16 protein-coding genes are annotated in these 18546 nt (G+C 61.9%); 11 read left to right on the top strand and 5 right to left on the bottom strand.

Translation table 11 applies throughout. The annotated features are described in order from the left end of the window. A partial coding sequence (gene ppsA, locus AC1D1X_RS01685) for a phosphoenolpyruvate synthase (RefSeq protein WP_477697732.1) occupies positions 1-2191 on the bottom strand: 2191 nt, incomplete at its 3' end. Between the two features lie 219 nt (positions 2192-2410). On the opposite strand from ppsA, the gene ppsR reads away from it, so the two are divergent. Continuing rightward, complete coding sequence (gene ppsR / locus AC1D1X_RS01680; RefSeq protein WP_457278791.1) at positions 2411-3232, top strand: posphoenolpyruvate synthetase regulatory kinase/phosphorylase PpsR; 822 nt, start codon at positions 2411-2413, stop codon at positions 3230-3232. Positions 3233-3526: 294 nt separating this feature from the next. On the opposite strand, the gene modC is transcribed toward ppsR, so the two are convergent. From modC to modA, 3 genes are read right to left on the bottom strand one after another with little or no spacing between them, the layout of a single operon-like run. Next, positions 3527-4624, bottom strand: a complete 1098-nt coding sequence (gene modC, locus AC1D1X_RS01675; RefSeq protein WP_477670999.1) for a molybdenum ABC transporter ATP-binding protein — start codon at positions 4622-4624, stop codon at positions 3527-3529. Further along, a complete protein-coding gene (gene modB / locus AC1D1X_RS01670; RefSeq protein WP_477697731.1) occupies positions 4621-5313 on the bottom strand; it encodes a molybdate ABC transporter permease subunit in 693 nt (230 codons plus the stop codon). The genes modC and modB overlap by 4 nt, the downstream gene beginning before the upstream one ends. A 37-nt stretch (positions 5314-5350) precedes the next feature. Then, positions 5351-6106 (bottom strand): molybdate ABC transporter substrate-binding protein, encoded by a 756-nt coding sequence (gene modA / locus AC1D1X_RS01665; protein ID WP_477671001.1) that lies wholly within the window; start codon positions 6104-6106, stop codon positions 5351-5353. Between the two features lie 127 nt (positions 6107-6233). Between modA and AC1D1X_RS01660 the strand changes: the two genes are divergently transcribed. After that, positions 6234-7025 carry a TOBE domain-containing protein gene (locus AC1D1X_RS01660; protein WP_477671002.1) on the top strand — a complete coding sequence of 264 codons (792 nt, stop codon included), beginning with the start codon at positions 6234-6236 and terminating at the stop codon, positions 7023-7025. Positions 7026-7028: 3 nt separating this feature from the next. Here the strand turns inward: AC1D1X_RS01660 and AC1D1X_RS01655 are convergent, their stop codons facing one another. Then, the gene (locus tag AC1D1X_RS01655; RefSeq protein ID WP_477673307.1) at positions 7029-7163 is read right to left on the bottom strand and encodes a hypothetical protein; all 135 of its coding nucleotides are present in this window, start codon (positions 7161-7163) and stop codon (positions 7029-7031) included. Between the two features lie 141 nt (positions 7164-7304). On the opposite strand from AC1D1X_RS01655, the gene ahpC reads away from it, so the two are divergent. The 9 genes from ahpC to AC1D1X_RS01610 form a co-directional block, all read left to right on the top strand. Beyond that, positions 7305-7868 (top strand): alkyl hydroperoxide reductase subunit C, encoded by a 564-nt coding sequence (ahpC, locus tag AC1D1X_RS01650; protein ID WP_477671003.1) that lies wholly within the window; start codon positions 7305-7307, stop codon positions 7866-7868. Positions 7869-7979: 111 nt separating this feature from the next. Continuing rightward, positions 7980-9551: an alkyl hydroperoxide reductase subunit F gene (gene ahpF / locus AC1D1X_RS01645; RefSeq protein ID WP_477697730.1), complete on the top strand. Its 1572-nt coding sequence runs from the start codon at positions 7980-7982 to the stop codon at positions 9549-9551. Between the two features lie 295 nt (positions 9552-9846). After that, entirely contained in the window at positions 9847-11952 is a 2106-nt protein-coding gene (locus AC1D1X_RS01640) for a TonB-dependent siderophore receptor (RefSeq protein WP_477671005.1), read from the top strand. Between the two features lie 57 nt (positions 11953-12009). Continuing rightward, entirely contained in the window at positions 12010-13188 is a 1179-nt protein-coding gene (locus AC1D1X_RS01635) for a PepSY-associated TM helix domain-containing protein (RefSeq protein WP_477671223.1), read from the top strand. Beyond that, a complete protein-coding gene (locus AC1D1X_RS01630; RefSeq protein WP_477671006.1) occupies positions 13185-13394 on the top strand; it encodes a hypothetical protein in 210 nt (69 codons plus the stop codon). The genes AC1D1X_RS01635 and AC1D1X_RS01630 overlap by 4 nt, the downstream gene beginning before the upstream one ends. 427 nt (positions 13395-13821) lie before the next feature. Next, positions 13822-14595, top strand: a complete 774-nt coding sequence (locus AC1D1X_RS01625) for a ferredoxin--NADP reductase (protein ID WP_477671007.1) — start codon at positions 13822-13824, stop codon at positions 14593-14595. Between the two features lie 140 nt (positions 14596-14735). Beyond that, a complete protein-coding gene (bfr, locus tag AC1D1X_RS01620) occupies positions 14736-15212 on the top strand; it encodes a bacterioferritin (protein ID WP_457278807.1) in 477 nt (158 codons plus the stop codon). A gap of 333 nt (positions 15213-15545) precedes the next feature. Further along, the gene (locus AC1D1X_RS01615; protein WP_477671008.1) at positions 15546-17852 is read left to right on the top strand and encodes a TonB-dependent receptor; all 2307 of its coding nucleotides are present in this window, start codon (positions 15546-15548) and stop codon (positions 17850-17852) included. A gap of 85 nt (positions 17853-17937) precedes the next feature. After that, positions 17938-18546: Fe2+-dependent dioxygenase (locus tag AC1D1X_RS01610; RefSeq protein WP_477697729.1), on the top strand; the 609-nt coding region annotated here is incomplete at its 3' end.

Raw genomic sequence — 18546 nt, 5'->3', positions numbered from 1 at the left:
GGGCCAGGATGTCCAGACCGGAGTCGCGGTCCAGGCCCAGCGTGAGCTGGGTCAAATCGTTCGAACCAATCGAGAAACCGTCGAAGAACTCGAGGAACTCGTCGGCCAGTATGGCGTTGCTGGGCACCTCRCACATCATGATCACGCGCAGGCCCTGCTCGCCGCGCTTGAGGCCGTGCTGGGCCAGCAGGTCCGTGACCTTTTTGGCCTGGCCCAGGGTGCGTACAAATGGCACCATGACCTCGACGTTGACCAGACCCATGTCGTTGCGCACGCGTTTGAGCGCCTCGCACTCCATGGCAAAGGCCTCGCCAAAATCGGGGCTAAGGTAGCGCGATGCGCCGCGAAAGCCCAGCATCGGGTTTTCTTCCTCGGGCTCGTAGCGTGAGCCGCCGATCAGCTTGCGGTATTCGTTGGACTTGAAGTCCGACAGACGCACGATCACCGGCTTGGGCCAAAAGGCTGCCGCGATCGTGGCCACGCCTTCGGTCACCTTGTCGACATAAAAGGCACGTGGCGAGGCATGGCCGCGCGCCACGCTTTCCACTGCTTTTTTCAGGTCGGCATCCACATTGGGGTAATCAAGAATCGCCTTGGGGTGCACACCGATGTTGTTGTTGATGACAAATTCCAGCCGTGCCAGGCCAACGCCGTGATTGGGGATCTGGCAGAAATCAAACGCCAGCTGCGGGTTGCCGACATTCATCGTGATCTTCAGGTCGATAGGCGGCATCTCACCACGCTGCACTTCCGTCACTTCGGTTTCCAGCAGACCGTCATAAATGTTACCGGTATCGCCCTCAGCGCAGCTCACGGTGACGAGCATGCCATCTTTCAGCGTTTCGGTGGCGTCGCCGCAGCCGACCACGGCCGGGATACCCAGCTCGCGCGCGATGATGGCGGCGTGGCAGGTGCGCCCGCCGCGGTTGGTCACGATGGCGCTGGCGCGCTTCATCACCGGTTCCCAGTTCGGGTCGGTCATGTCGGTCACCAGGATGTCGCCGGCCTGCACCTGGTCCATGTCCTTGATGTCGTGCACGATGCGGACCGCGCCCGTGCCGATCTTCTGGCCGATCGCGCGGCCTTCTGCCAGCACGGTGCCGGTGCCCTTGAGCTTGTAGCGCTGCTCTGCCTTGCCCTTGGACTGGCTCTTCACAGTCTCGGGGCGCGCCTGCAGGATGTAGAGTTCGCCGTCGATGCCGTCTTTGCCCCACTCGATGTCCATCGGGCGGCCATAGTGGGCCTCGATGATCAATGCATAGCGGGCGAGTTGCTCGACGTCGGTGTCRTTCAGCGAATAGCGGTTGCGCAGCTCGGTCGGCACATCAGTGGTCTTGACCAGCTTGCCGCCGGCTTTTTTCTCGTCGGCGCTGGTGAACTCCATCTGCAGCAACTTGCTGCCCAGGTTGCGGCGAATGACGGCGCGTTTGCCCGCTTTGAGCATGGGTTTATGCACGTAAAACTCGTCAGGGTTGACGGCGCCCTGCACCACCGTCTCGCCCAGGCCGTAGCTGGAGGTGATGAACACCACGTCTTCAAAGCCGCTTTCGGTGTCGATGGTGAACATCACGCCGGCAGCACCCTTGTCGCTGCGCACCATGCGCTGGATACCGGCTGAAAGCGCCACGTCGGAATGGGCAAAGCCCTGGTGAACCCGGTAGCTGATGGCGCGGTCGTTGTACAGCGAGGCGAACACCTCTTTCATCTTGTGCAGCACGTCCTCGATGCCGACGACGTTCAGGAAGGTTTCCTGCTGGCCGGCAAACGACGCGTCCGGCAAGTCCTCTGCCGTGGCGGATGAGCGCACCGCAAAGCTGGCCTGGGCATTGCCGGCGCTGAGGGCGGCAAAACTGTCGCGAACGGCTTTTTCCAGATCGGCCGGGAAAGGCTGGGCTTCCACCAGCTTGCGGATTTTGGCGCCGGCTTYGGCCAGCGCACGCACGTCATCGGTGTTGAGCGTGTCCAGCACGCCGTTGATTTTTTTGTCGAGGCCGTCATGCGCCAGGAACACGCGAAAGGCGTGGGCCGTAGTGGCAAATCCGGTGGGAACACGAACCCCGTTCGGGCCGGTCGGCAGTTGCGAAATCATTTCGCCGAGGCTGGCGTTCTTGCCGCCGACAGACTCGACGTCTGTCATCCTCAGGTTTTCAAACGGTACGACCAGGGCGGTCGCCTCAAACAGCTTGGACATGAAAATACTCCGGGAGGTTTAAAAACCGGGGAATTCACCATGCGCGGCAAGCAACCTTGTTGTTGTTGGAAGGGGTTGTGGCGGGGCATGATGTGACAAACTGGATAATTGCCACGATTGTAGGGGCCTCGGGCCCGGCGTGCCGTGTCAGGCTTTCACCCGGCTTTCAACCAGCGAAACCCTTATTTCCMCTCCCTGTCCCTCATTTATCCCCTTCCCATGTCCCAACGCACCGTATTTTTCATCTCTGACGGTACCGGCATCACCGCTGAAACCTTTGGTAACGCCATCCTGGCGCAGTTTGAATTCAAGCCGCGCCACGTGCGCCTGCCTTTTATCGACAGCGTGGACAAGGCCCACCAGGCGATCCGGCAGATCAATCACACGGCCGAAGTCGAGGGCAAACGCCCCATCGTCTTCACGACGCTGGTGAACATGGAGATCCTCGCGGTCATCAAGGCCCACTGCAACGGCATGCTGCTGGACATGTTCGGCATGTTTGTGGCGCCGCTGGAGGGTGAGCTGGGCATCAAGTCCAACCACCGGGTAGGCCGGTTTTCAGACGCGTCCAAAAGCAAGGAATACGACGACCGCATCGAGGCGATCAATTTCTCGCTGGCGCATGACGACGGCCAGAGCAACCGCGACCTGGCCGGTTCGGACGTCATTCTGGTGGGCGTGAGCCGCAGCGGCAAGACGCCGACCTCGCTTTACCTGGCCATGCAGTACGGCCTGAAGGCTTCCAACTACCCATTGATCCCCGAAGATTTCGAGCGCCGCCAGCTGCCGCCGGCGCTGGTGCCACACCGCAAGAAGATCTTCGGGCTGACCATCGCGCCCGAGCGACTGGCGCAGATCCGCAATGAGCGCCGGCCCAACTCCAAATACGCCAGCCTGGAGAACTGCCGCGACGAAATCCACGAGGCCGAAGCCATGATGCGGCGCGAAGGCATACGTTGGCTGTCAACCACCACCAAGTCGATTGAAGAGATCGCCACCACCATCCTGCAGGAAATCCGGCCGGAGCGGCTGGAGTACTGAGGCGGGGCCATGCACATCCCATGCCTCCGCACGGATGCACAAGGTGAGCATTCATCGAAGCAGGGGTCAGCGTCGACACAGATTTCCCGATGCATGGCGGCTGAAGCCGTTTTTTCCCGGGGATCGGGTGAGTTGCTACTGATTTGATAGCTGCTTGCGCCCGTCCCTATTGGCCAGAAAGCATTTTTTAGCGAAAAATAGAGCCTTGGGCCTGGCTAAAAATTTCGCATGAAATCAGCCGTTGACCCAATCCCGACATGCGCGAGCAGCTATCTTTTTTATAGCAACGCCAGGTCAGCCCAGCACCGCCACCCCCTTGACCTGCGCGTACACACGGCTGCCGGGCTGCAATTGCAAGGCTTCCGCCGACTTCTGGGTGAGYCGCGCCAGCAGTGTGCTGCCGCCGGCGTCYAGGCCGACCATCACCTGTCCCGGGCTGTCGGCGGAAAGGCCGGTGACGGTAACCGCAAAGATGTTCTGCACACTGGTGCCCTCCTGGCGCTCAAGCGTCAGGCTCACGTCACGCGCCTGGATGCGCACGCGCACGCGCTGGCCGACCTGCAGCGAAGGGTTGAGCAGGCTGATGCGTCCGCCGGGAAACTCGGCATGGCTCATGTGCCATTCGGGTTCAACGGCGCTGATCACGGCATCTATCACCGCGGCTGCGGCGTCGCCGTGCGCCAGCGGCAGGTCCAGCCGCGTCATCAGCTCGCGCGTCGGGCCTGAGGCCGTGACGCGGCCGGCGTCCAGCAGCACCAGGTGGTCGGCCAGCCGGGCGACCTCATCCGGCGCGTGGCTGACGTAGAGCACGGGCATGTCGAGTTCGTCATGCAGGCGCTCCAGGTAAGGCAGGATTTCGGCCTTGCGGGCGATGTCCAGCGAGGCCAGGGGCTCGTCCATCAACAAAAGCTGCGGACTGGTGGCCAGCGCCCGCGCGATGGCCACGCGCTGGCGCTCGCCGCCCGAAAGCGTGCCGGGCATGCGCCGCATCAGTTTTTGCAAGCCCAGCAATTCAATGGCGTGTTCCAGCGAGATGCGGCGCTGGGCAGCCGGCACGCGGCGCTGGCCGAAATCGAGGTTGCTGTGCACGTCCAGGTGGGCGAACAGACTTGCTTCCTGGAATACATAGCCCAGCGGCCGCTGATGCACCGGCAAGAAGACACCGGCCTTGTCGTCTTGCCAGACCTCGCCATTGACCGAGAGATGGCCGGTTGCTGCACGCTCCAGACCGGCAATGCTGCGCAGCAGGCTGGTTTTGCCCGACCCCGAAGGACCAAAGACGGCCGTGACGCCGCGCCCAGGCAAGTCCAGCGACACGTCGAGCGAGAAATCGGTGAAGACACGATGAAACGAGGCGGAGATGCCGCCTCCGAGAACGCTGGCCGGCCTCATGCGCCCTGCCCTTTGCGCCGGCCCGGCTGCAAGGCATTGAAGGTATAGAGCRCCAGCAGCACCAGAAAGGAAAACGCCAGCAGGCCGCCGGCCAGCCAGTGCGCCTGGCTGTATTCGAGCGCTTCCACATGGTCGTAGATCTGCACAGACATCACGCGTGTCTTGCCGGGAATGTTGCCCCCCATCATGAGCACAATGCCGAACTCGCCCACTGTGTGCGCAAAGCCCATGACGGTGGCGGTCAGGTAGGCGGGCCGGGCCAGCGGCAGCACCACGCTGAAAAAGGTATCCAGCGGCGAGGCTCGCAAGGTGGCAGCGGCTTCCAGCGGCCGTTCGCCAATTGCCTCAAAGGCGTTTTGCAGCGGCTGCACCACGAAAGGCATGGAATACAGCACCGATCCCACCACGAGCCCGGCAAAGGTAAACGGCAGCACGCCCCAACCCAGCGACTGCGTGAGCTGGCCCACCGGGCCGTTCGGCCCCATCAGTACCAGCAGATAAAAACCCAGCACCACTGGAGGCAAAACCAGCGGCAAGGCCACCAGCGCACCCACCGGCCCTTTGAGCCATGAACGCGTACGCGCCAGCCACCACGCCAGCGGCGTGCCGGCCAGCAGCAACACCACGGTGGTGGTGGCCGCCAGCCGAAAGGTCAGCACCAGTGCCTGAAGGCTTGCATCGTCGAGCATGATTCAGTGTCGCCTCTATGCCGCTTCTGTGCCGCGTTCAGGGCTCGTAGCCGAAGGAGCGGATCACCGCCCTGGCCTTCTCTGTTTTCAAAAAAGCCATCAGCTGCACCGCGGCCTTGCTGTCTTTGGCCTTGGCCAGCAGCACCGCATCCTGGCGAATCGGGCTGTGCAAGCTACCGGGAACAATCCACGCCGAGCCCGACCTGATCTTGCCGCCTTCGTAGACCTGCGAGAGCGCGATAAAACCCAGCTCCGCATTGCCGGTCGAGACAAAGCTGAAGGCCTGGCCGATGCTTTCGCCTTGCACCAGTTTGGGCTCCAGGGCGGCTTGCAGGCCCAGCTTATTCATGGTCTCGACGGCGGCAGCACCGTAGGGCGCGAGCTTGGGCGCAGCGATGGCGATCTTTTTGAAGTCGCCCTTTTTCAGGACCTCGCCCTGCGCATCAACCACGCCAGGCTGGGCCGACCAAAGCACCAGCTTGCCCGTGGCATAGGTAAAGCGGCTACCGTTCACGGCCGCGCCCTCCTTCTCCAGCTTTGCGGGAGTCTCGTCGTCGGCCGCGAGGAAGACCTCAAACGGCGCGCCATGGGTGATCTGCGCATAAAACTTGCCGGTGGCGCCAAAGGTCAGCACCGCTTTGTGGCCCGTATCTTTTTCAAAGTCCGCGGCGATCAGTTTCATGGGCGCGGTGAAATTGGCTGCCACAGCGACCTGGACTTCCTCCGCCAATGCAGCAGCCGATGCCAGCACGAGGCACAGAGCCGGCAGCCAGCGCAACGCAGTTTTGAACATGATGAAACTCTGGTGATGAAAGCTGGGGAGATGACAGGGACGAAGGCGAAGATGCGTTTTGAAAGAAAGTCACTCCTGTCGATTCGCTATTCTATTTTAGAATAGCGGTATCTGTCTCGAGGCTCCCATGAAAAAAGCCGCCAATTCCTCGCCCGCCGCATCCTCCTTCGCAAGCGCCTTCAGCCATGAACCGGCCGACAAGCGCATCGAGATCCTGCGCCTGGTCGGCGAAAGCGGCTCGATCTCGCAGGCAGCGCGGCAAGCCAAGGTCAGCTACAAGGCCGCCTGGCAAGCCATCGACACCTTGACCAACCTGGCCGGTGTGGCGCTGGTGGAGCGCGCTGTGGGCGGGTCGGGCGGCGGCGGCGCCACCCTGACGCCGGCGGGCCATAAGCTGCTGGCAGTGGCAGGTCTTTTGAACGACTCCCGCAGCAAGGTGCTGTCCGCCTTCAAGTCCGATGAACTGCTGCTGCCACGCGCGCTACCGGTACTGTCCAACATGAGCGTACGCACCAGCATGCGCAACCAGTTGCCCTGCCAGGTTGAGAAGATCGAGGTGCACGGCCAGATGGCGCGTGTGCACCTGAGGCTGGCTGGTGAGGCACTGCTGGTTTCGCGCATCACCAAAGCCAGCGCGGAACTGCTGGGCTTGCAGAAAGGGCAAACGGTACTGGCCCTGTGCAAGGCTACGGCGGTGGCCGTGCGTGAGCCGGCGGTTCCCGCACGACCAGAGGTTTGCGTATTGAGCGGCCGTGCGGTTCGGATCAGCCGCGGCGCCACGGGCGACGAAGTGTCGATGCAACTAGACGGAGGCCTGCAGCTGGTCGGCTTTGCGCCTGCCGGCAGCAGCCTCAAAGTTCGCTCCCCGGTACAGGCCCTAGTCGACGAATCAGCCCTCGTAATTGCCCTTTCGGCCTGATCGTCAGGCCGGCGCTTCAAAAAGGTATTGGCGCTGCAATGCCATACCGTCCTGCTGCTCTACCGCGTGAGCCGTCACACCCCACACGTTCCGGATGCACAAAGGCGTCAGCACGTCGGTCGTAGCGGCGAATAACAAGAATGGACAGTCAAAATCCGCCGCATCGCGCCTATTCGATAAATAGTTAATATCTATCGATATACTATATTTAAAAGAGTTATACTATCGTCTCAAAAGCATTTTTACCCGTTCTTTAACCCAGCATAGGAAGCCATCCAGATGTCCCTGATCAATACCCAAGTCCAGCCTTTCAAAACCCAAGCCTTCCTCAATGGCAAGTTCATCGACGTTTCAGACGAATCGCTGAAGGGCAAATGGTCGGTCCTGATCTTCATGCCGGCTGCGTTCACCTTCAACTGCCCTACCGAGGTCGAAGATGCTGCCGACAACTACGCCGAATTCCAGAAAGCCGGTGCTGAGGTCTACATCGTGACCACCGACACGCATTTCTCGCACAAGGTGTGGCACGAAACCTCCCCTGCTGTCGGCAAGGCCAGGTTCCCGCTGGTGGGCGACCCGACCCACACGCTGACCAAAGCCTTTGACGTGTTCATCCCTGAAGAAGGCCTGGCGCTGCGCGGCACCTTTGTGATCAACCCCGAAGGCGTCATCAAGACTGCTGAAGTGCACTCCAACGAGATCGCACGTGACGTCAAGGAAACCCTGCGCAAGCTGAAGGCAGCCCAGTACACCGCCGCTCACCCCGGCCAGGTCTGCCCTGCCAAGTGGAACGAAGGCGCCAAGACGATCGCCCCGTCCATCGACCTCGTCGGCAAGATCTAAGAACAGGTCTAACGCCCTGCAGCCTTCCTGACGAAGGCCCGGGCCCCGGCACACGCGTGTGTGCCGTCCCGGGCTTTTTTGTTCCTCATTGAAATTGAAAGTGACACTGCCATGCTCGACGACGCCACCAAAGCCCAACTGAAAAGCTATCTCGAACGCGCCACTGCGCCCATCGAAATCGTCGCTTCGCTCGACGGCAGCGAGGCTTCGGGTGAAGTACTGTCGCTGCTGAAAGATGTGGCCGAGTCTTCGCCCCTGGTCAAACTGACCGAAAGCCGCGACGACCCGCACCGCAAGCCCTCGTTTTCGATCAACCGCCCCGGTGAAAACCACGGCCCGCGTTTTGCCGGCCTGCCCATGGGTCATGAATTCACCTCGCTGATCCTGGCGCTGCTGCAGATTGGCGGCTACCCGCCCAAAGTAGAGCAACCCGTGCTCGAGCAGGTCCGCGCGCTCGACGGCGATTTCGACTTCGAGGTCTATGTCTCGCTGACCTGCCACAACTGCCCCGACGTGGTCCAGGCGCTGAACCTGATGACGGTGCAGAACCCCCGCATCAAGACCACGATGATCGAAGGCGGCACCTTCCAGGACGAAGTGAAAGAGCGCGAGATCATGGGCGTGCCCACGGTCTTCCTCAACGGAACCATGTTCGGAAACGGCCGCRTGAGCCTGGAGGAAATCCTGGCCAAGATCGACACCAGCGGCGTCGAACGTGAAGCCAAGATCATCGACAAAAAGGAAGCCTTCGACGTGCTGATCGTCGGCGGCGGCCCGGCCGGCGCGGCAGCGGCCGTGTATGCCGCGCGCAAGGGCATCCGCACCGGTGTGGCGTCCGAGCGTTTCGGCGGCCAGGTACTGGACACCCTGGGCATCGAGAATTTCATCTCCATCAAGGAAACCGAAGGCCCCAAATTTGCCCACGCGCTGGAAGAGCACGTGCGCAACTACGACGTGGACATCATGAACCTGCAGCGCGCCAAGGCGCTGGTACCGAACAGCGGGCCGGACAAAAACCTGATCGAAGTGCAGCTCGAAAGCGGCGCCTCGCTCAGGAGCAAGTCCATCGTGATCTCGACCRGTGCACGCTGGCGCAACATCAATGTTCCCGGCGAGCATGAGTTCAAGAACAAGGGCGTGGCCTACTGCCCGCACTGCGACGGCCCGCTCTTCAAGGGCAAGCGCGTGGCGGTGATCGGCGGCGGCAACTCGGGCGTCGAGGCGGCGATTGACCTGGCCGGCATCGTTGGCCACGTGACGCTGATCGAGTTCGACACTGCGCTGCGCGCCGACGCCGTGCTGCAGCGCAAGCTGAACAGCCTGCAGAACGTGACGGTGTTCACCAACGCGCAAACGACCGAAATCACCGGCGACCAGAAGGTCAATGGCCTGGTCTACAAAGACCGCGCCAGCGGCGAGCTGAAAACCGTTGAGCTTGAAGGTGTGTTCATCCAGATCGGCCTGGTGCCCAACACCGACTGGCTCAAGGGCGTGGTGGACCTGTCCAAACACGGCGAGATCATCGTCGACGCCAAGGGCCAGACCTCTGTGCCGGGCGTGTTCGCGGCGGGTGACGTGACGACCGTGCCCTTCAAGCAGATCATCATCGCGGCCGGTGAAGGCGCGAAGGCGGCGCTCAGTGYGTTTGACTACCTGATCCGCAGCCCCATCACTGTGCAGTGATGCAGTGATGGGATACCCGAAAAGGCCGTCCTCTCCGGGCGGCCTTTTTTTGCGCGGTTTTTCACCGGAATTCCCCTGGGGCTTGCAGGGACCAAGATGAGAATTACTCTCATCTAGTGGTATAGTTCGCAGCGCCCTACTCGCTAGCCAAACAACCCGGCAGCCTTCTCGTGCTGCCAGGCGTAGCAAGCCAACAACCCGCCCACAGGCCCCCTGAAATTTCGTCACCTATCGTGGCGTCAGGGGCTGCTGTGCGCACGCCAGTTCCCTGGCGATCCTCCCCAGGAGTTTTGACTTGCTCACCTCGCATCCGCCGCACGCCGCGCGCCACCTTGCACCGTTCGCCATCCTTTCTCTGATCGCCGCGCTTCAAGGCGCATATGCCCAGACAGCGGCCGAGACAACCCTTCGCGAAGTGCAGGTGCGCTCCGACCAGGAGAAAGAGACCGCCACCGGCCCGGTGATCGGCTACCGCGCCAAAAGGGCTTCTACCGCGACCAAGACCGACACGCTGCTGTCCGAAACGCCGCAGGCCGTGACCGTCATCACCAGCCAGCAGATTACCGACCAGGGTGCCAACAACCTGCAGGACGCCCTGGGCTACGCCGCCGGCGTGCGCTCCGATGCCTATGGACTGGATTCACGAACCGACTCGGTGCGTGTGCGCGGCGCCAGCCCGGACAACTACCTGGACGGCCTGCGTGAAGCCTACGGCTACTACACCAGCCGCACACGCGCAGACCCTTACACCCTGGAGCGCCTGGAGGTACTGCGCGGCCCRTCGGGCATGCTGTTCGGCGCGGGCACGGCGGCCGGCGTCATCAACATGGTCAGCAAAAGGCCGCAAACCGAAACCCAGCGCGAAGTGGGCGTGCAGTTCGGCAGCAACGGCCGCAAGCAGCTCCAGCTTGACCTGACCGGCCCGCTGACGGAAGATGGTGAATGGCTGTACCGGCTGGTCGCACTCAAACGCAGCTCCAACACGCAGGTTGACTTCGTACCCGACGACCGCAGCCTGATCGCGCCGTCGCTCACCTGGCGGCCCAATGCTGCCACCTCGCTCACGTTGCAGGCACTGTGGCAAAAAGACAAGAGCGGCTCAACCTCGCAGTTCTTTCCCTGGGAAGGCACGCTGCTGCCCAACCCGAACGGCCAGTTGCCGACCAACCGCTTCATCGGTGAACCGGGCGACTACTACGACTCCGAGCGCAAATCCATCGGCTGGCTGTTTGAGCACAAGTTCAACGACACCTGGACGGTGCGCCAGAACTTTCGCCACGCCACCAACGAGAACGACAACCGCTACCACTACGGCGACTTCTTCACCAGCCCCGGCAGTTGGGGGTCTGACCCGGTGACCAAGCGGCGCTTGGGCCGCATCAACGACAGCTCGCTCACACGCAACCGCATCACCGCGCTGGACAACCACGCCGAGGGCCATTTCACCACCGGCGCGCTCAAGCACACGCTGCTGGTGGGCGCGGACTTTGCGCGCCACAGCGAGAACACCTGGGCGGGCGCCACGGTCAGTGATATCGACGCCTACGCGCCCATCTACGGCAACCTGCTCATCCCCGTACGCGCGGCCCTGCCGGGCACCACGCAACGGCAAACAGGCCTGTATCTGCAGGACCAGATGAAGCTGGACAACTGGATCGTGACGACGGGCCTTCGCCATGACAAGTCCGTGTCGGGCGCCGAAGGCCGCCCTGATGAAGAAACCTCGGCCACCACCAGGCGCCTGGGCCTGATGTATGCCCACCCCTCGGGCTGGTCGCCCTATGTGAGCTACAGCGAATCCTTCACCCCGCAGGCCGCCATCAAGGGTCAACTCTTCACGCCGCTGCGCGGTGAGCAATGGGAACTGGGCCTGAAATACGAGCCGGCGGGCCGCGCACTGGCTTATAGTGCCGCGCTCTACGACCTGCGCGAGAAAAACCAGATTGCCTCGCCGCTGCCCAATGTCTACACCCAGGTTGGCGCCACGCGCACCAAAGGGCTGGAGCTGGAAGTCAAGGGCTCCGTCACGTCCAATCTGGAGCTGGTCGCGCACTACAACTACACCGAGCTGGACAAGCAGCTCGAAGGCTTGCCCCAGCACCAGGCCAGCGCCTGGGCCAGGTACCGCTTCTCCATCGCCGGCATGAATGGCTTTTCGGCGGGCGCCGGTGTGCGCTGGATGGGCGCTTTCCGGGACCAGCAAGGCGGCGGCAGCGGCCCCGAAATCCCCGCAGCCGCGCTGCTGGATTTGATGTTCGCCTACGACACCGCGAACTGGCGCTACGCCGTCAACATCAACAACGCGACCGACAAGACCTACTTCAGCACCTGCCTGGCCCGCGGCGACTGCTGGTATGGCGCGCGGCGCACGGTGGTGGCCAGCGCTACCTACCGCTTCTAGACGACAAGAAGGAGAGCCACGATGACCACGACCAGCCCCACGGGCAAGAAGACGGCGATGGACAGCCGGCGCATCAAGACCTGGACCTGGGTGCACAAATGGAGCAGCCTGGTTTGCACGGTCTTCATGCTGCTGCTGTGCCTGACCGGGCTGCCGCTGATCTTTCACCACGAAATCGGCCACCTGCTGGGCACTGAAGTTGAAGCGCCCGATTTGCCGAAGGGCACGCCGCGCGCCAGCCTGGACAAGGTCATGGAAGTGGCGCAGGCACTGCACCCGGGCAAGGTGCCGATGTTCGCCTCACACGAGATCGACGACGACCGCTTCTGGTACGTCACGCTGGGCGACACGCCACTGTCCGAGGTGGGTAACAAGACCGTCGCTGTCGATGCACGCACCGCAGCTGTGCTGGCCCAGCCCAGGTTCGACGAAGGCTTTATGTACGTGATGCTCAAGCTGCACGTTGACCTCTTTGCCGGACTCGCGGGCAAGCTMTTTCTGGGCTTTATGGGGCTCTTGCTGCTGGTGGCGATTGTCTCGGGTGTGGTGCTGTATGCGCCCTTCATGCGCAAGCTGGACTTCGGCACGGTGCGGCAAACCCGCCCACGCGCCCGCTGGCTGGACCTGCACAACCTGCTGGGCATCGTGACGCTGGTGTGGGCCTTCACCGTGGGCGCCACGGGCATGATCAACACCTGGGCCGACCTGTTGATCAAGTACTGGCAGTACGACCAGTTGAGTTCGCTGCTGGCGCCTTACCAAGGGCAAAAACCGCCGGCACGCCTGGCCTCGGTGCAGCAGGCAGCTTCATCAGCGACCGCGCTGGCGCCTGAAATGAAGATGGCCTTTATCGCTTTTCCGGGTACGTCGTTTTCAAGCCCGCACCACTACACGGTGTTCCTGCGCGGCAATGAGCCCTTCAACTCGCGGCTGCTCAAGCCCGTGCTGGTGGACGCAGGCACCAACAAACTCACAGCCAGCCCGCCGCTTCCCTGGTACCTGACCGCGCTGCTCGTATCGCAGCCGCTGCACTTCGGCGACTACGGCGGCATGCCGATGCAAATCCTCTGGGCCCTGCTGGACATCGCGACCATCATCGTGCTGGGCAGCGGCCTTTACCTGTGGCTTGGACGGCGCAATCCGGCCAAAGCCGCGAAGCCGGAAAAAACAGCACCGGCAGGGCAAGCACCAGCGCCGCATGCCGCACGCCATGAAACGACTGGCGGTGCCGCGTGAGCGCAAAGGCCGATCCCGCGAAGGGCTCCGCTTTCTGGCGCCTGTGGCGCTGGCCCCTCGTGCTGGGCATGCTCAGCACCACCGGCCTGCTGACCGCGCTGGTGTCTGACGGCTGGGGCGACTGGTGGTGCTGGCTGGGGTTGGGCGTGCCCGTGGCTGTGATGGCCTGGTTCTCGTGGGTGCCCGGAGGGCCGCGCAAACGCTGAATGGGCGGGTGATTGGTTTTTTTGTTCTGGCGCGATATGTACAGTTAATCTGGCAGCACTTTGAAGCGAAGCACAAGAACACCAAAATTTCATGCTAAAAGTGCCAGAAACCCTTATAAAACGGGCGCAAGCAGCTCCTGATTTAATAGCAACCCAAAAGAACCCTCACTGGCCACGCTTGCCCAGGTGTGGCTGCCTGGCGCTTGAGTTCTGTCGCCGCTCGAAGTGCGATGGTGGTGTGCCTGACCTTGGCGCCGGTGTGGCGTCTATAGCCATCACCGGCGGCGGGCGCGCCCAGGCTATAAAATTCAGCCTTGCTCACGCACGATCTGAGGGCGCGACCTGAAGGGATGCGTAGTGAGTCCCTTGCATCACCCAAAGCCCTTTCTCGTCGCCCATTTCTTTCCTCTTCTCTTCTTTTTCTCTCATGAGCGCCTTCAACACAGAACGCATTATTTCCGTCCACCACTGGACCGACTCACTATTTAGCTTCACCGCCACGCGCGATTCGGGCTTTCGCTTCGTCAACGGCCAGTTCACCATGATCGGCCTGCCCGTGGACGGCAAACCGCTGCTGCGCGCCTACAGCGTGGCCAGCGCCAACCATGAAGATCAGCTGGAGTTTTTCAGCATCAAGGTGCCGGACGGCCCGCTGACTTCGCGGCTGCAGCACTTGAAGCCGGGCGACGACATTCTGGTCGGCCGCAAGCCCACCGGCACGCTGTTGTTGCAAAACCTGCTGCCCGGCGGCACGCTGTGGCTGTTGGCCACCGGCACCGGTCTGGCGCCCTTTCTCTCTCTGATCAAGGATCCCGACACTTACGAGCGGTTTGAGCGCGTGGTGGTGGTGCACGGTTGCCGTACCAGCGCCGAGCTGGCCTACCGTGAGCTGATCGAGCACGAGCTGCACGAGCATGAGTTCCTCGGCGAGCTGGTGCGCGGACGCCTGATGTATTACCCCACCGTGACGCGCGAGCGCTTTCGCAACGAAGGCCGCATCACCGAGCTCATGCAGTCGGGCAAGCTGTACAGCGACCTGGGCTTGCCCGCGATCTCTATCGGGAACGACCGCCTGATGCTGTGCGGCAGCCCCGACATGCTGCGCGACATCAAGGCCATGCTGGAAGAGCGCGGCTTTGAGGAAGGCAACATGCAGCGAGCCGGCCACTTCGTGGTGGAACGCGCATTTGCCGAGCGCTGACTGACAACGGGAAACGTTTGCAATGCGAACGTTTCTCACAATCAAACGCAACCAGACCGCCCGCGCAGGGGAATGCTTGAGTTACGGCGTGCGGCCAGTGACAATGGGCGATCCGCACTACACAACGATAAGGAATTCCCATGAAAGGCGACGCAAAAGTCATCGCTCACCTGCAGGCGCAGCTGAAGAACGAGCTGACGGCCATCAACCAGTACTTTTTGCACTACCGCATGTACAAGCACTGGGGCCTGGACAAGCTGGCCAAGAAGGAATACGAAGAGTCCATCGGCGAAATGAAGCACGCCGACAAGTTGATGGACCGCATCTTCATGCTCGATGGCCTGCCCAACCTGCAGGACCTGGGCAAGCTGATGATCGGCGAGGATGTTCCAGAAGCCCTGAACTGCGACCTGAAAGCCGAAACCGGTGCACAGGCCACGATCAAGGATGGCATTGCCCACTGCGAAAGCGTACGCGACTATGTCTCGCGCGACCTGCTGCAGGAGATCCTCGATGACACCGAAGAGCACATCGACTTCCTGGAAACACAGATTGAACTGCTTGGCAAGGTTGGCCTGCAAAACTACCTGCAAAGCCAGATGGGCGAGCTGAGCTGAATGTGGTCTTGAAATAGCCCGGTGACATACCTGGCACAAAACAGACGGGGCACAGGCCCCGTTTTTTTGTTTGCGCCAACGCTGACCGCTCCTGGTTTTCAAAGCCCTTTTTGTCGCCCCCTAAATTTGGCCTTTTTGCCACACAACCACCGTTTTCGTCCCTATTCCCGCAACATTCAGACACATCAGATTACGAATCATTATCATTTGATATACACTTCGAGCGAACTTTACGAGCCAGCCAACTCGCGCCCCTGGGCATTCCGAGYCAGCCAAGCTTTTTCCTGAACCCGGTCCACCGCCTGCAAGGCAGGACCCTGCTTGGAGGCCATCTTGGCATACCCTTCCGCTCGCGCCGCACGCCCTGCGCGCAACAAAAAAAACCGCACCATGGGCGCCGACAACTTCACGCCGTTTGCCGGCCCGGTTGCCAATCCTGCCGCATCTTCCGACAAAACACTGCTCCCGCTTGGCGCGCTCATGCTGGCTGTTTCGGTGTCGGGCTGGGCCCAGAGCATCACCCCGACGCCCAGCACCGGCACCACGACCGCTACGTCGTCCACCTCTGCAACACCTGTTGAAGGCAGAAGCCTGGCCCCCGTCACGGTGACAGGCACACGCGATCGCGCCAGCCAGACCTACCAGAGCGGCATTACCAGTGTCGGCAAGATGCCCGTGCCGGCCAAGGACGTTCCCCAGTCGCTGACGGTCGTCAACGAAAAGCTGATGCATGACCAGGGCAAGGACAGCTTCAAGAGCGCACTCGAAAACGTCGTCGGCATCACCTTTGAAGCCGGCGAAGGCGGCCGGGTCGGCGACAACATCCGCATTCGCGGCTTCAGCGCGGCGGGCGACATCTACACCGACGGCATGCGCGACATTGCGCAGTACAACCGCGACAACTTCAACACCGAGCGCGTGGAAGTGCTTCGCGGCGCGGCCTCCATGCTGTTTGGCCGCGGTTCCACCGGCGGCGTGATCAACCAGGTCAGCAAGCAAGCCCGCCTGATCACCGAGCACGAAGTGAACGCCACCGTCGGCACCAAAGGCTATCAGCGCTACCAGGGCGACTTCAATTTCAAACTCGACGACGACGCAGCTTTGCGCATCAACGCCATGGCCACCGATGGCGATGGCCGCGGCGAAAATGCCAGCGCCTCCACCCATCGCCGCGGCCTGGCCCTGGACTACCGCTTCGGCATCGGCACAGCGAACGAATTTGAAATCAGCTACTACCACCTGCACTACAACGACAAGCCCGACTGGGGCTTTGCGTGGTTTAACAGCCGCCCTGCACCAGGCACCGACAAATATTGGTATGGCCTCAACACCGACTTCCAGAACGACAAGGCCGACGCTGTCACACTGAGCCATACCCACCGATGGACCGACGGCAGCAGCCTGAAAACCACGGTGCGCGACGGCTACTACTCACGCACGCTTCGCGCCACGCAGGCCAGCTTTGCCGCCGGCACAACCCTGGCCAACCTGAACGCCAACACGGTGGTGAGCCGCGGCGCCACCAGCGCCGGCAATGCCAAGGCGGGCAACGAACACCACACATTCCTGCAAACCGACTACCTCACGACCACTCAGTGGTTTGGCCGCAAGAACAGCCTGCTGATCGGCGCCGAGTACGCCGTGGAAAATTCTGACCGCCTCAGCTACCCCCTCCTGACGGGGGCCAAGCCGACCACCACTGTGGGCAATCCCATCAGCACCGGCATCGGGGGCAATTACACGCAGAGGCTGGAAACGGCATTCAAGGCCACTACGCTGGGCCTGTACATGCAGGACACGATTGACCTCACGCAGTACTGGAAACTGGTTGCCGGCCTGCGCGTGGACAACTTCAAGGCCGACTACCAACGGCCCACCGGCATACCACCCAACAACGGRACGCTCGCCAGATCCGACAGCCTGCTGAGCAAACGGCTGGGCGTGATATATCAGCCGACCGATGAGGTCAGCTACTACGCCGCCTATGGCACGTCGTTCAATACCTCCGGCGACCTGTATCAGTTCGACCCGAACTCTGCCAACACGCCGCCCGAGAGCAGCCGCAACATGGAAATTGGCGCCAAGTGGGAGCTCTACGGCGGTGACCTGTCACTGCGCGCAGCCCTGGCCCGCACAGAGAAGTACAACGAGCGCAACACCGACATCGACACGAGCACCAACTCTTACCTGTTGTCCGGCAAGCGGCACACCGATGCGCTGGAATTTGAGGTCGCCGGCCGCATCACGCCCCAGTGGGATGTCTTTGCAGGCATCGGTTTCCTGACGGCGAGAATCGACAAGACCGGCGCCACCGCCGAGATCGGACAAAACCCGGGGCTGAGCCCAAGCCGCCAGGCCAACCTGTTCACCACCTACCGCATCGGCGACAAGTGGCGTATCGGCGGCGGCTTCACCGCCGTCAGCACCAACAAGCCGGCCAATGCCGTCACGGCCACCAACCGGGTGCCGGGCTACGTGAAGGCCGACGCGCTGGTGGAATACCGCATCAATGAAAAAAACACCGTCAAGCTGAACATCGACAACCTGTTTGACAAGGTGTACTACAACACGTTGTACCGCGGCTTTGTGGCGCCCGGCGACGCACGCAGCGTGCGCGTAACGCTCACCAGCAAGTTCTGATTCAAAAGAACGTTTTCAAGGTTGGGCACCTGGGGGATACTCCGGGTGCCCATTTTTTTTCAGTCGCCTTTCGGGAAGCCCCACCATGCTGCTTCGCATTCAACAAGCCCTCAAGCCGGACGAACTCGCGCAGGTCCGCCAGCTGATCCTGGGCGCCGATTGGGCCGACGGCCGCATCACCGCCGGCAGCCAGAGCGGCACCGTCAAGAACAACCTGCAGCTGCCAGAAGAGCTGCCCGCCGCCCAGCAGGCGCGCCACATCGTGTCGGTGGCGCTGGCCCGTAATCCGATGTTCGTGACCGGGGCGCTGCCCAAATCGGTCTATCCGCCCCTCTTTAACCGCTACGGCGGCGACGCCAACAACTTCGGCAACCACATTGACAACGCGGTACGCACGCATGCCGCCACAGCACGGCACGTGCGCACCGATATTTCCTGCACACTGTTCCTGAGCGATCCGGCCAGCTATGACGGCGGCGAACTGGTCGTGCAAGACACCTACGGCGAGCAACGCATCAAGTTCGAGGCGGGCGACCTGGTCATGTACCCGGGCACATCGGTGCACCGCGTGGAGCCTGTCACGCGCGGTGAACGGCTGGCCTGCTTCTTCTGGATCGAAAGCATGGTGCGTTCCGATGCCCAGCGCCGGCTTTTGTATGAAATGGATATGGCCATTACCTCGCTGCGCCAAAAG

It is taken from the genome of Polaromonas sp. P1_G4, from assembly GCF_056405475.1.
Note: the sequence above shows the minus strand (reverse complement) of the source record. Positions and strands in the feature narration are given on the sequence as shown.